This window comes from Paenibacillus amylolyticus, from assembly GCF_003719335.1.
Taxonomy (GTDB): domain Bacteria; phylum Bacillota; class Bacilli; order Paenibacillales; family Paenibacillaceae; genus Paenibacillus; species Paenibacillus amylolyticus_D.
On record NZ_RIAS01000023.1, the window covers coordinates 54,246 to 67,151 of the forward strand.

15 protein-coding genes are annotated in these 12,906 nt (G+C 46.1%); 14 read left to right on the forward strand and 1 reads right to left on the reverse strand.

Annotated features, from left to right (window positions below):
• Positions 1–8: 8 nt before the first annotated feature.
• The 5 genes from EC604_RS27145 (at position 9) to EC604_RS27165 (ending at position 5,229) form a co-directional block, all read left to right on the forward strand.
• The gene (locus EC604_RS27145) at positions 9–1,190 is read left to right on the forward strand and encodes an acyltransferase (RefSeq protein WP_161557066.1); all 1,182 of its coding nucleotides are present in this window, start codon (positions 9–11) and stop codon (positions 1,188–1,190) included.
• Positions 1,191–1,384: 194 nt separating this feature from the next.
• Entirely contained in the window at positions 1,385–1,759 is a 375-nt protein-coding gene (locus EC604_RS27150) for a helix-turn-helix transcriptional regulator (RefSeq protein WP_123067124.1), read from the forward strand.
• 2 nt (positions 1,760–1,761) lie between these two features.
• Entirely contained in the window at positions 1,762–2,778 is a 1,017-nt protein-coding gene (locus EC604_RS27155; RefSeq protein ID WP_123067125.1) for a Gfo/Idh/MocA family protein, read from the forward strand.
• Between the two features lie 292 nt (positions 2,779–3,070).
• A complete protein-coding gene (locus EC604_RS27160; protein ID WP_205127958.1) occupies positions 3,071–4,330 on the forward strand; it encodes an MFS transporter in 1,260 nt (419 codons plus the stop codon).
• 89 nt (positions 4,331–4,419) lie between these two features.
• On the forward strand, positions 4,420–5,229 hold the full coding sequence (locus tag EC604_RS27165) for an ArsR/SmtB family transcription factor (RefSeq protein ID WP_123067127.1): 810 nt from the start codon (positions 4,420–4,422) through the stop codon (positions 5,227–5,229).
• Between the two features lie 266 nt (positions 5,230–5,495).
• Here EC604_RS27165 and EC604_RS27170 read toward each other — a convergent pair whose 3' ends face one another.
• Positions 5,496–6,062: a TraR/DksA C4-type zinc finger protein gene (locus tag EC604_RS27170; protein WP_123067128.1), complete on the reverse strand. Its 567-nt coding sequence runs from the start codon at positions 6,060–6,062 to the stop codon at positions 5,496–5,498.
• Between the two features lie 201 nt (positions 6,063–6,263).
• Between EC604_RS27170 and EC604_RS27175 the strand changes: the two genes are divergently transcribed.
• The 9 genes from EC604_RS27175 to EC604_RS30055 all read left to right on the forward strand — a co-directional run bounded on the left by EC604_RS27175 (position 6,264) and on the right by EC604_RS30055 (position 12,528).
• Entirely contained in the window at positions 6,264–6,641 is a 378-nt protein-coding gene (locus EC604_RS27175) for a DivIVA domain-containing protein (RefSeq protein ID WP_123067129.1), read from the forward strand.
• Positions 6,642–6,682: 41 nt separating this feature from the next.
• Positions 6,683–7,132, forward strand: coding sequence for an Rrf2 family transcriptional regulator (locus EC604_RS27180; protein ID WP_123067130.1), 450 nt, complete (start codon positions 6,683–6,685; stop codon positions 7,130–7,132).
• A gap of 16 nt (positions 7,133–7,148) precedes the next feature.
• Entirely contained in the window at positions 7,149–7,646 is a 498-nt protein-coding gene (locus EC604_RS27185; protein WP_123067131.1) for a metallophosphoesterase family protein, read from the forward strand.
• Positions 7,647–7,923: 277 nt separating this feature from the next.
• Entirely contained in the window at positions 7,924–8,844 is a 921-nt protein-coding gene (locus tag EC604_RS27190; RefSeq protein WP_123067132.1) for a sugar phosphate isomerase/epimerase family protein, read from the forward strand.
• Positions 8,841–10,013, forward strand: coding sequence for a Gfo/Idh/MocA family protein (locus EC604_RS27195; protein WP_123067133.1), 1,173 nt, complete (start codon positions 8,841–8,843; stop codon positions 10,011–10,013). Before EC604_RS27190 ends, EC604_RS27195 begins: the two co-directional genes overlap by 4 nt.
• 298 nt (positions 10,014–10,311) lie before the next feature.
• Entirely contained in the window at positions 10,312–11,409 is a 1,098-nt protein-coding gene (locus EC604_RS27200) for a Gfo/Idh/MocA family protein (protein ID WP_123067134.1), read from the forward strand.
• Positions 11,410–11,727: 318 nt separating this feature from the next.
• Positions 11,728–12,108, forward strand: a complete 381-nt coding sequence (locus EC604_RS27205) for a DUF7674 family protein (RefSeq protein ID WP_240037248.1) — start codon at positions 11,728–11,730, stop codon at positions 12,106–12,108.
• A gap of 106 nt (positions 12,109–12,214) precedes the next feature.
• Positions 12,215–12,355 carry a hypothetical protein gene (locus EC604_RS30050; protein ID WP_161557068.1) on the forward strand — a complete coding sequence of 47 codons (141 nt, stop codon included), beginning with the start codon at positions 12,215–12,217 and terminating at the stop codon, positions 12,353–12,355.
• 14 nt (positions 12,356–12,369) lie between these two features.
• Positions 12,370–12,528 (forward strand): hypothetical protein, encoded by a 159-nt coding sequence (locus EC604_RS30055; protein WP_161557069.1) that lies wholly within the window; start codon positions 12,370–12,372, stop codon positions 12,526–12,528.
• The last annotated feature ends 378 nt before the right edge of the window (positions 12,529–12,906 follow it).

Consider the following 12,906-nt stretch of genomic DNA (forward strand, 5'->3'; position numbering starts at 1 on the left):
AAGGTAGGTTGAGTGATTTGCCTCGCAAAGAACGAATTACTGAAATAGAAACACTACGAGGCTTGGCCTTTGCAGCGGTTGTACTGCAACATTCGATTGCTCATTATTCGCTGGTTCCTCAGGTTGGACTTCAGGATGGCGTTGTGCTGGCCTTGTTACTGATGTTAGCGAAGTTCGCTGTGCCACTTTTTATATTTATTACCGGGATGGTGCTGTTCTACAACACAGGTGATAAGCTCCATTACGGCCGGTTTATGCGGAAAAGAGTCATGGATGTCATCTTGCCCTATGTGGTCTGGTCACTCATTTATTTTGTACTTGCCCCGCGTAACTGGGCAGCATTTGGCTGGCAGGACATTCCTGACCTCGCTCTGAAGCTGGTGACGGGTAAAACGGCTTCGCATTTCTGGTACATTATTATGCTCATTCAGTTTTATGTGTTTTTCCCATTATTTTTGCGCGGAATCCGGTACGTGGTTCACCGTTACCAAGCCAAGGGGAGAATGATCGCTTTACTGATCTCGGGTGTCGTATTTCTCATCTTGGCGGATCAATTAAGGAACATTGCCGGCTGGATGGAGCGGCTGCAAATCCCCGTTCTCACAGATGCGTTTACAACCTATGCAGACCGTAATTTCATCTATTTCTTTTTTTATTTTGTACTGGGCGCTGCGGCGGGACTTTCGGTACAGCGCTGGAAAGAATGGATTGAACGTTTGCGCTGGGTCTACTGGCTGGTGTTTATGATCTTAGGTCTACGGTTTATGTATCTATTAATGCTGGAGTTTCAGACACCCGAAGGAATTCAAATCCGATTTTATACCGTCAGCCTGATCAGGCCCGATATGATTCTGTTCCTGATTGCCTCCATCATGGTGATGTATCAATTAGCTAGTAAGCTTCATCACCATCGCGTTCTCTACTGGCTGGGATGGATCGGCGGCATGTCCTATGGTGGATATTTGATGCACATGCTGGTGCTTCGTTACAGTTACATTCCAGACGAATGGTTGTATGTGGCGTGGGGATGGAATCCCGCGATACGCATGATTGTAACGTGGATTGTGGCACTGACCGTATCTTGTGTGCTGACCTGGCTGATCTCGCGTTTTAAATGGGGAAAATGGATCGTAGGCGTTGTACCGAAGCACACTCAAGCCAATAAAACGATTGCTTCGATCCAAAGGTGATTGTTTCATCATGTGAAAAATTCATAATAATAAGAGCTGTGCTTTCTTACATCAGCCCTCCTACATTTAATCTCTTTATCCTGCTTACTCTCCATAAGAACACGTTACAAGAGTGAAATCAGGATCAAGATGGCAGGATCAGAACATATGTTTTATAATGAGAGATAGACAGGTTCTGACAGGAGGGAAAGCTCATGGCTTTTATGATTGCACAGCGGGCATTTATCAAAGTTTATCTTATCACGATGGTGGAGCAACATAGGGGTTATGGTTACGAGATGTTGGAAGCGATGAAGCAGGAATTCAAAGATTACGGATATGTACCTCCCCAAAGTGAGGTATATCGGGCATTACATGAGCTGGTGCAGCAGGGTATCTTTTATCGAACCAAAAAATTAAAGGGAAACGATCCCAAAGTTGATTTTCAGGAGATCGTTCTTTATCACTTCACAGATGATGGTGCGGCCAAAGCAGAGTTATACAAGAAACAGGTGAAAGCTGATCTGGATCGTTGTCTTGGCATTTTGCACAAGGCAGAAGCGGATAATTACGGTATGAAAGGAAGATGAGCATGAACAGACCTCTGCAGTGGGGTGTACTGGGTACTTCAACGATTGCCAAAAATGCAATTATTCCTGCAATTCAGCAGTCTGAACGCGGTGAAGTACTGGCAATTGCCAGCCGCTCGAAGGAAAAGGCAGCAGCTCTGGCTGAAGAGATGGACATTGTCAGATCGTATGGCAGTTATGAGGAACTTATTGCTGATCCGGATATCCAGGCCGTTTATATCCCGTTGCCAAACCATTTACATCGAGAGTGGACGATTAAAGCTGCCGAGGCGGGAAAACATGTGCTTTGTGAAAAACCAGCGGCTCTGAATGCAAAGGAATCCATAGAGATGATAGAGGCATGTGAACGTCATAGGGTGTTATTCTCGGAAGCCATCATGTATCGATATCATCCGAAGCACAGACGGGTGCAGGAGATTATCGAGAGTGGCGAGATTGGAACGGTCAGAGCGATTCATGGTAATTTTACATGTAATACCGCAGATGACAAAGACAATGTGAGATTCAAAAAACATATGGGTGGCGGTTCTATTTTTGACCTCGGCGTATATCCGATTTCTGCGGCACGGATGTATCTGGGACAAGAGCCAGAAGCCGTTACGGTTCATGCCTTATTTTCAGAGGAACATGATGGTGTGGATATGATGGCTTCAGGGCTGATTGAGTTTCCGAACTCAGTGGCACTGACCTTTGATTGCGGTATGTGGGCGTCAGGACGGGCTGAGATGGAGATTCTCGGAACGGAAGGACGTATTGAGCTGCCTAAAGTGTTCGGCTGGGAGAATAGTGATATTCCGCCTCAGATCATCATTCATACGGATTCCGTCAGTAGGGAGGAACGAGTTTCGGTATCCAACTCCTATGTGCTTCAGGTGGAAACGTTTGCGATGGCAGCTCTTGAAGGAGAAGCGTTGCCATTCGGTCCGGACAACACCATTTTGAACATGCGTGTGATTGATGCCTGTCTGGAGTCTGCGCGCAAACGTCAGCGGGTGCTTGTGGATCGAAGTCCGATTTAAACAACTGCTGAAGCTGTAGTGCAATGATCTCCAGACCTCAACCTCTTAGGTTGAAAATTTAAAATTAGAGATGAATTAGGACTCCATCGATGACGATGAGAGTCTTTTTTGTGTGGTTAAGCTAGAGCAATCAGGATGGATAGTCAGGCCTGATATTTTTATAAATATTTGCCGTTAAAAAAATCATTAAGAAACAACGTTAAAAATATTTTCACGTTTGTATTGATTTTTGCATAAACTTCGTTAAAATAATATTAACATGAAAAATATTTTAACGTTGAGGAGTGGAACAATGATGAACGAGGGTGCTGTGGCGGGGAAACAAGGCTTGGGAGAATTAATTCGAATCAGGCCATATATGCAATTCATATTGAGTAAAATGGTGTCCCGCTTTGGAGATTCCATTGATTCGATTGCGTATAGCTGGATGGTGTACATTTTAACCGGCTCGAAGGTACTGATGGGCACACTGCTAGCCGTTAACTTTTTACCGAATATTCTGTTTGGGCTGTTCGCCGGTGCACTCGTGGATCGGTTATCCCCCAAAAAAGTCATCGTCATGACGAATACCGGACGCGGAGTAATGGTTGGACTTACAGCACTTTTATTCGCTCTGGGTCAGCTTGAAGTCTGGCACTTATTCCTATTCACGATCTTGAACTCCTTGCTGGAATGTTTCACGTCACCTGCCGAGGTGTCCAGTGTTCCCAGATTACTCCCTCAGTCCATGTTGCTTTCCGGTAACGCGATGACCTCTTCGGCCACTCGATTGGCTGAACTGGCGGGGCTAGCTGCGGCAGGCGCTTTAATTGCAACCGTAGGTATTGCGTGGACCATCTGGATTGACGCCGCGTTGTTTGCACTGAGCGCAATCTTGATGAGCCGGGTGGACTATCCTGAATGGATGTCACCACGAGCCATGTCATCTGGCGCCAGGAGTCTGATCTCCGAGATGGCGGATGCTTTTCATTTTCTACGTAAACATGCTTTGTTACTGGTCTCATCCGTATTATTTGCTTGGGTTAACTTCTGCCTGATGCCATTTAATGTGTTGCGTACACCTTACGTGATGGAAACACTGCAAGCAGGTGCTTGGGGATTAAGTCTGCTTAGTGGACTTTTAGTTGGGGGAATCGTGCTTGGCGGTCTGTGGATGTCGCAACAGGGGACTCGGTATCGCAAAAGTGTACTGGTTATCACCGGCATTGTTATGCTTGGTTTCGGGTACGCCATGACTGCTCTTCCGGCTTATATGACGTCATACCAGCTCCCAACGGCAGGGGTGTTCTGTCTGCTTATGGGCTTAGGCATTCCGCTTGCTACAACGCCACTCGTATCTTATTTGATGGAAGTGACACCTGCCCATATGCTCGGGAGAGTATCTGCGCTACAAAGCATGCTGGTATTAAGTGTTTCACCACTAGGCAGCCTGCTGTCCGGTGTTCTGGCTGACTGGTTTTCGATGCCGGCCTTGTTCATACTATTTGGCGTGCTGCTCGGTTTGTCTGCGTTATTACTGCTTACCAGCAAAAGTTTTCGGCGGGAGATGTAAGTATACATCCTTTTGACCACAGTCCTGTCTGAACGGTATAATATAGGGAACGAAGGGCAGGCAGGTCCCCCGGAAATGAGGATTCGGATATGCAGCAACATAAAGTGCTCTCAACAATTGAAGAGATTAAAATTTATTCTGATCCGTATCGGATACAGATTATGAATATGTTTAACCGCCAGGGCAGACCTTCCACCGTGAAGGAAATTGCGGATCTGATGGGAGAGGTGCCTGCGAAGGTGCATTATCATGTGAAAAAGCTGGAGAAAATCGGTCTTCTAAGCATGGTGTCCACTCGCGAAATCAACGGCATTATCGCAAAATATTATGAACCCTTCTCGGGTGAAATCCACCTTCGTCACAAGGATGAAGAGGATGAGAATTCACCGTTGAAGCAGGTTTTTCGCTCCGAAACGCTAAAGTTGCTGAACGAAATGTTCGAACAGAGCCGACAGCGCTTTATGAATCATGCAGAGCATGATCGTCAGGAGAAACGTTTTATCTCGGATATGACGCTGTACGCTACGGCGGATGAAGTAGAGGAGTTATATCAGAAGATTGTGGAGCTGTGCAAACCGTATTTAACCAAGGATGAACAGAAATCAGACCATCAGGTTTTTCAGCTGTTCACGGCGCTGTCCAAAGAAGTTCAAGCTGCACCGCAAGCTGATTCCGGGACAAAAAAGAAAAAGGCGGCTGGGCAGAAAAAAGAAAAAGAAAAAGAAAAAGAAAAAGAAAAAGAAAAAGAGTCTGCTTCCAAGGCACCTACAAAGGTACCTTCAGAGGCGTCTACAACATCTGACATAACAACCAAAACATCTAGTACAGCGAACAAATTGAAACCTGCTGCCAAACGGAAGGCTTCAGAATCTAAAGCCTCGGAGTCTACAGACGGATAGCTGAGTGAAATCGAAATGAACAGGGTATTCTTCCTCGTCTAGAACACAGGACAAATCGCATTTCATCGTAATGACGTCAATTCAGTGAGATTAGGAAGACAGCGCAATGGGGTAGCATGGAGTTACAGCAAAAAAGCCGCTAATGGCGGCTTTTTGTTGTCATATTGCGACAGGTTTGATTCCATCAGATCCAATGTCGAGGCTGCTGAATCATAAGATGTCTGAATCACTTGATTAACTTGGACTTGAGATGCTTTTCGTGTTACTTACATGTTCTCGTCGTAATCCTTCACATCTCGTTTGGCGGCCATCGCGGGGGAATTGGATGTACCATAGTCCTCAACAGCTTCCCATGCTTCGGCATGGTCAAACTTGCCCGCATTACGCTGTCTCACTTCCCCGGCACCACTCGGTGGCATCGTCATGACCTCTTCCTCAACAGGGCGGTCATTGCTTATATTCCGGTTTGGAGTATCATCGATGCAATAAGCGGTATAAGGTATAGCTTGCAGCCGTTCAAAAGGGATTTCTTTGCCGCATGTAACACAGGTTCCATATGTACCCTCATCCATACGTTCGAGGGCTTCATTGACCTGATTAAACTCTTCGGTTAGTGTATCGTCGATTGCGAGATCACGACTGCGTTCAAACGTTTCTGTTCCCGCATCTGCCGGGTGATTATCGTAAGAGGATAGTTCGCCTGTAGAATCTTTTAACGACTCTGCCGGTGCGCCATCCTCCATACTGGATTCAAAATGACGTTGCAGATCCTCACGCTGTTCCAGCAGGGCTTGCTGCAATTCTTTACGTTGTTCTTGTGTTAATGTACTCATAAGGACATGCTCCTTTCCCGCTTGAGGGGTTGTAGTGACTTCTTACCCGAAAAGCAAGCGAAGCAATCATTTTGCACGGGAGAGGGCTGTTTCGTTTTATATTCGATGCATTATGTGTTATAAAAAATAGAGAGAGAAATTGCCGTGTGTTCTTTTCGTATGAATGGAACCGTTGCTTGGCTATAATGGAGGGTTGTCAAGATGGATGAACATATGAAACGAAGATTGGACAAACAGAGACAATTGTTCAAACAACTGGGTGTACAGCTGGATGCTTTATCAATTCATGAGAAGCAGTTTAATTATAAACTTCGTGGTTATGACCCGGACGAGGTAGATGCATACCTGGATCTGGTGATTAAGGATTACGAGCGCTTTTATGCGAATATTGCGGACTTAATGGATAAATGGCAGGAGCAGCAATTGACCATTCGTGACCTCAAAAATTCGGTCAAACCTGTCGATGACCCGAATAAGATTGATCGCAAACAACTGGATGACATCGTGAAGCAACTGGAGTATACTGTGCGACAACTCAAAGTCAGAGCACGTCCCGAAAAGGATCTGTTTACGGAATAAGGCTTGAACATCCGGGATTATATTAAAAAAGGTGGTTAATCATGAGTACTCATTTTTCGGTCAGTGTGCATTGTTTGTTGTTACTGTCTCTCAGCGCGCCTGAACGAATCACGTCTGCTGAAATTGCGGGCAGCGTAAACACCAATCCTGTCGTTGTCAGACGTATTCTGGGAGGGCTGAAAAAGGCAGGATTAGTCAATTCTTCACCAGGCACTAGAGGATTTTATTTGGCAAAGCCAGCGAGTGAAATTACACTTGCCATGGTTTATGAGGCAGCCAAGGATGAAGGACCATTGTTCCCGATCCATGGCAATTGTAATCCCAATTGTGAAGTAGGCCTTCAAATGGATGGACTGCTGACCAATCTGTATCAGATTGCTGAATCAAAAGTGGAGCAGTTTTTTGCGACGATTACGCTTGAAGATATGGAACGGACTAGTACCGAGCGGATTCAGGCTTCACAATTAGAGACGAATCAGAAGTCGAACTAAGGGAGGCGGTTGTCACATGAAAATCATTGTTATCTCCGACACGCATCTACCGAAAAAAGCAAAAACGTTACCAGCACCATTGGTTGACGCATTGACTGGTGCAGACCTCATTCTCCATGCGGGTGATTGGTCAGACTGGAGTGTGTATGAATTGCTAAGCCATTACGCTCCGGTCGAAGGCGTAGCTGGTAACACGGACCCATCCGAGATTGGAGAGAAGATTGGTTTCTCCCGAATTGTTGAAGCGGAAGGGTTACGGATTGGACTTGTGCATGGTCATCGTGGATCAAACGGCACAGAGCAGAACGCCATTCAGACCTTTGCTGGAGAGCAGCTGGATGCGGTAGTCTATGGGCATTCCCATATCCCGGTGATGCACACCGTAGATGGTTTACTTGTATTTAATCCGGGTTCACCTACGGACCGCCGATTTCAGAAGCGATTTTCGTTCGGAATTATGACGGCAGAAGATGGGAAATTGCAGGCCGAGCATGTTTTTTTTGATCGGGAATAGATCGTGTTTGTATGGACAAGTTTGCTTGGACAACAATAGAATATCATTCAATATAAAAAGTGTCTCTGAACAGAACTCATTTCTGATCTAGAGATGCTTTTTTGTTTTCTGAGGCATCGTTACGGCTTGAAACGTTATCTCTGAATGGGGAATATGCGCGGTTTGTTATCTGTCATTCATCTGTTTGCGTTAGGCACTATGGCAGTGATCGAGAGAGTGATACAATGCGTTTACGACATAAAATGAATGCGTTTACATAAAGGGGAGGTTCAAGAACATGAAACTGTCCATATTCACCGTTGCTGTCCCTGATCTGGATGCTAATGAGCTGGCTTCCGCAGCGGCGGCAGCGGGTATCGCTGGAATCGAGTGGAGATTTCGTGGCATACCGGAGGATGCTGTGTCTGAACAACCTTCGTACTGGCGAAATAATCGCTGCTCCATCGATCCGGACAGGTGGCAGGAACAAATTCCTGTTTTTCGGGAAGCAGCCAAGGCTCATGACAGAAAGTCTATTGCCCTTGTGCCGTATCTGAATTGTGGGGATATGACTGCAACCGAGCAAGCATTCCAGGCCGCTTCTACACTTGGTGCTTCTATGATGCGTGTGGGTGTTCCGGGTTATGACCGGAGTACAGCTTATCCCGAATTGTACGGGAAGGGCGTTCGTTATCTAAACGAAGTTCAGGATATAGCGAAACAGTATAACATCAAGGCCGTCGTTGAAACGCATCATCAAACGATTGCGCCAACGGCTTCTCTAGCCTATCGTCTTGTACAATCTCTTGACCCTGAGCATGTCGGAGTACTCTATGATCCGGGCAACATGGTGCACGAAGGGTATGAAAACCACCGAATGGGACTTGAACTGCTTGGTCCGTATCTCGCCCATGTGCACGTGAAAAATGCAGGGTGGTACAAGAAGGAAGTCGGGATTACACCCGATCAGAAGGCGTTGACTGCGAGAAGTGACTCTGGACAATCGCTAAGCACATCTTGGCAATGCCACTGGGCTCCGCTGACGGAAGGTATGGTGGACTGGGTGCAGATGGTACGTGATCTGAGAGCAGTTGGCTACGACGGTTATTATGGCATAGAAGATTTTAGCGGAACTTTGGAATCCAGAGCGATGTTGCAGCATTTTGCAGACGTTTTTGCAGAAATTGAGCGTCGCGTAAACGAGGAGGAGCAAGCATGAGTATCGTTCGAGTAGCGGTTATTGGCATTGGAAACATGGGGGCGTCACATGCCAGAACATTGGTGGCTGGAGAAGTACCGGGTGCAGAATTGGTAGCTGTATGTGATGTGAGAAAAGAGATGGAGAGCTGGGTAACGAGTAACCTTCCGTCTACCGTAACGTATTGGCAGGATGCGGAGCAGATGATGTCTTCGGGAACGATTGATGCCGTCATTGTTGCCACGCCACACTATGATCATCCCGAACAAGCGATTCAGGCATTCCGGCATGGCCTGCATGTAATGATCGAAAAGCCGGCGGGTGTGTATACAAAACAGGTACGGGAGATGAACGAAGCTGCTGCGGAAAGCGGTAAAGTGTTCTCCATCATGTACAATCAGCGCACCAACCCGCTGTACATCAAGCTGCGAGATTTGATTGCCTCAGGTGAGCTTGGCGAGGTGCGGCGTACCAACTGGATCATTACGAACTGGTATCGCTCCCAGAGTTACTATGATTCCGGCGGCTGGCGTGCAACATGGGCAGGCGAAGGCGGCGGCGTTTTGATTAATCAAGACCCGCACCAGTTGGACTTGTGGCAGTGGACGATTGGCATGATGCCTGTGCGTATGCGTGCCTTCTGCTCCTTCGGCAAATACCGGAACATTGAAGTGGAAGATGACGTGACCGCCTATGTGGAATATGAAAACGGAGCGACCGGCGTGTTTGTAACCACCACGGGTGAAGCACCAGGAACAAACCGCTTTGAGGTTAGCGGCGACCGCGGTAAAATCGTCATCGAAGACGGACAACTCACCTTCTGGCGCTTGCGCGAATCGGAGCCAGAGTTCAATCAACGTTTTACCGGCGGATTCGGACAGCCGGAATGCTGGAAATGCGATGTGCCGATTACAGGCATTGAGACAGGTCATCCAGGGTTAATCCGCAACTGGGTTGATGCGATTCGCACAGGGGCACCATTGATTGCTCCCGGTCAGGACGGCATTCACGGCTTAACGTTATCCAACGCGATGCTGCTCTCCACTTGGACAGATAACTGGGTCGATCTGCCGATCAATGAAGACTTGTTCTACGAGCACTTGCAGGAGCGGATTGCCAGTTCAACTACGAAGAAAGACAAAGCATATGCGGGCGGTCAGCCTGCCGATCTGAGCCAGACTTTTAAATGATGTAAATAAGTTCAACTAGAGATTTACACGGAACACTCTGATGACAGAATAATCTTTCAATCGCTGTTATCCCCGGATTTTTTTGATTCCCAATAGCAAGGGGAATTCCAGTGAACAGTGTATGCTTCCGATGTAGCTTTCTTGTAGAAAGCTTTCAGGCGAGCGCTTCGCTTTTCCAGGTTTTTTCTGTCCTCTCCGTTTCTGTGTAAATGAAAAGTCAAACGTATTGATGGGTTTTGGGATATCAAAAGGCTTGATCAAAATACATTAAATGCAATAAAGAAAAGGATGGGATAACATGGCGAAAGACGGAATGTTCTATGCACCCAAAAGTGTAACAAAAGAAGTTGTCTGTGAACCGGGAGAGTTCACTATCGCAGCTGTAGCATTAGATCACGGACATATCTATGGTATGGTTGGTGGTTTGCTGGATGCTGGAGCTACACTCAAATGGGTATATGACCCGGACCCGGTCAAGGTGGAGGCATTCCGCAAACAGTTCCCGCAGGCACAGGTTGCCGCATCGGAAGCTGAAGTGCTTGCAGATGAAGAGGTGCTACTGGTAGCGAGCGCAGCCATTACATCAGATCGTGCGCCACTTGGCATGAGAGTGATGGCGGCAGGTAAAGATTATTTTACGGATAAAGCCCCGTTCACCACGATGGAACAACTAGACTTGGCACGTGAAGAAGTGAAGCGTACGGGCAAAAAATACATGGTGTATTACAGTGAACGCTTGCATGTGGAAAGTGCCATCTATGCGGGGCAGCTCATTGAACAAGGAGCCATCGGCAAAGTAGTACAGGTCATGGGCACAGGGCCACACCGCTTGAACGCGGGCGGCCGACCAGATTGGTTCTTCAACCATGAGCAATACGGCGGCATTCTCTGTGACATTGGCAGTCACCAGATTGAACAGTTCTTGACTTTTGCGTCGTGCAGTGATGCACAGGTAGCTTTCAGCAGAGTCAACAATTTCAATCATCCACAGTACCCCGAACTAGAGGATTTCGGCGAAGCTTCCCTGATCGGTGATAACGGGGCATCCGGCTACTTCCGCGTAGACTGGTTCACACCGGACGGTCTTGGAACCTGGGGCGATGGCCGTACCGTGATTCTCGGCACAGACGGTTACATCGAGCTACGCAAGTACATCGATATTGCACGCGAGCCTGAAGGGGATCAGGTATATCTGGTCAACCATGAGGGTGAGTTCAGATACAACGTCAAAGGCAAGGTCGGTTATCCATTCTTCGGTCAGCTCATCCGCGATTGTCTCGAACGTACTGAGACCGGAATGACACAGGAACACGCGTTTAAAGCAGCAGAGCTCTGCCTAATCGCCCAGCACAAAGCCATGAGCGAGCGCGTGGTATGGAGTGTCGGTGGCAAGTAAGGTTTAGGAGTAGGGAGTAAGATTTTAGGTATGAGGCAGTAAAGATCTAAATAAGCCTTAGCAGTCCCATTGTAACTGTAGATATGCTTGTTAGTTCGTACTAACAAACGACGCAGTTGTGGGACTGCTTTTCTCTATTTGTCACTTCGCGGATGGAACAAATTGGGTTATATTAGATGTAGTTCGCATATGAGGTTCAAATGAGAGGTTTATACGAAGTTCATAGATATGATGTTAGCAGAAACCTCTGTAAGAGCGATGTGAAAACAATGATTGAAAAACTTGAGTTTCTAAATATAAGCTGCATGAATAGAGGAGTTGGAAGTCATCAACAAACAAACAGATGAATTTCTAAGAGATATGTTAATGTTCTTGCCTGAAACAACAAATGATTTTTTGAAATCAATTGATGAACACGGTGAGATCTTAGTAACTGTCATAATCGAAGGTATCTTCATGCCAGAAATAATTTTGCTATTAAAAGAAAATAAAAACACACAGCTAATAGAAAGTATATTTGATTATTTTGAAGAAATATCTAATTGCAATGACGGTTACTTTATAAATAGCATTTTTTCAGTAACAGTATTGGAGATATTAGGTAACGATAAAAATATTCTAAGAACAGCAAAAGAATATATGGGACCTACAACCACGCAACTTCAAATTGAAGCTGACAGAGGTTTAGGTAGAAGCTAGTGCTAAGGAAACAAATAAATTTAGAACTTTGGTAAAGAATTGATATATGAGTAGAGAAGAGTGAAGTGTATGTTTTTCGAAGAAGACAGAGGCATCTGCTAACACCATGTTCACGCATCGGGCATTCGCCCTCGGTCCGGCCGGAGTAAGAAGAGGATTCAGAGAGGCATTTCAGAGTTCGGGGAAGCTGGATCAGCCGGACACATCCGCACCACCTAATCGCATCGCGGCCGCCCTTCGGGCTTAAGGTGGTGGGACGTCGTGAACACAATAACGTTATTGGAACAGACTTGCAATGGATTAAAAACCTTGAATGGATGGGATGAAAGAATTGAAAGATCAAAAATAGATAAAGGAAGAGATCAAAAGACATTGAAGGACACAAGCGATTTTAAAATCGGATTAAAAAAGGTCAAGTAACATTCAGAAGATCAAAAGAGATTGAAGATCAAAGGACATATTGAGAACGAAGACCAATGAAAATGAAATGACATAAAAAATCAGAACCATGAAATATCATAAAACACATAAAACACATAAAACCAATACAACTCAGGGAAAATTGGAGATTGAAGAGAAATGTGCAGTAGATTCGAAGAAGGCATGACCGTCCAATAACATCATATTCAAGCAGCGGCTCCGTTGGAGCCTCGGTCTGCGAGGTGGATTTCGAAGAGGCATTTCAGCAGACAACCCCTTCGGGGTTCATGAATACCGAAACGTTATAAGACATTGGCGCAAGATATTAAGAACCGGGGTGATACCTATGAAGTTCATATTGATATTTGGCCCACAGGC

Excerpts from the sequence above, each read along its gene's own strand:
- EC604_RS27150 (WP_123067124.1), top strand. The coding sequence starts at position 1,385 with ATGGCTTTTATGATTGCACAGCGGGCATTTATCAAAGTTTATCTTATC.
- EC604_RS27155 (WP_123067125.1), top strand. The coding sequence starts at position 1,762 with ATGAACAGACCTCTGCAGTGGGGTGTACTGGGTACTTCAACGATTGCC.
- EC604_RS27160 (WP_205127958.1), top strand. The coding sequence starts at position 3,071 with ATGATGAACGAGGGTGCTGTGGCGGGGAAACAAGGCTTGGGAGAATTA.
- EC604_RS27165 (WP_123067127.1), top strand. The coding sequence starts at position 4,420 with ATGCAGCAACATAAAGTGCTCTCAACAATTGAAGAGATTAAAATTTAT.
- EC604_RS27170 (WP_123067128.1), bottom strand. The coding sequence starts at position 6,062 with ATGAGTACATTAACACAAGAACAACGTAAAGAATTGCAGCAAGCCCTG.
- EC604_RS27175 (WP_123067129.1), top strand. The coding sequence starts at position 6,264 with ATGGATGAACATATGAAACGAAGATTGGACAAACAGAGACAATTGTTC.
- EC604_RS27180 (WP_123067130.1), top strand. The coding sequence starts at position 6,683 with ATGAGTACTCATTTTTCGGTCAGTGTGCATTGTTTGTTGTTACTGTCT.
- EC604_RS27185 (WP_123067131.1), top strand. The coding sequence starts at position 7,149 with ATGAAAATCATTGTTATCTCCGACACGCATCTACCGAAAAAAGCAAAA.
- EC604_RS27190 (WP_123067132.1), top strand. The coding sequence starts at position 7,924 with ATGAAACTGTCCATATTCACCGTTGCTGTCCCTGATCTGGATGCTAAT.
- EC604_RS27195 (WP_123067133.1), top strand. The coding sequence starts at position 8,841 with ATGAGTATCGTTCGAGTAGCGGTTATTGGCATTGGAAACATGGGGGCG.
- EC604_RS27200 (WP_123067134.1), top strand. The coding sequence starts at position 10,312 with ATGGCGAAAGACGGAATGTTCTATGCACCCAAAAGTGTAACAAAAGAA.
- EC604_RS30050 (WP_161557068.1), top strand. The coding sequence starts at position 12,215 with ATGTTCACGCATCGGGCATTCGCCCTCGGTCCGGCCGGAGTAAGAAGA.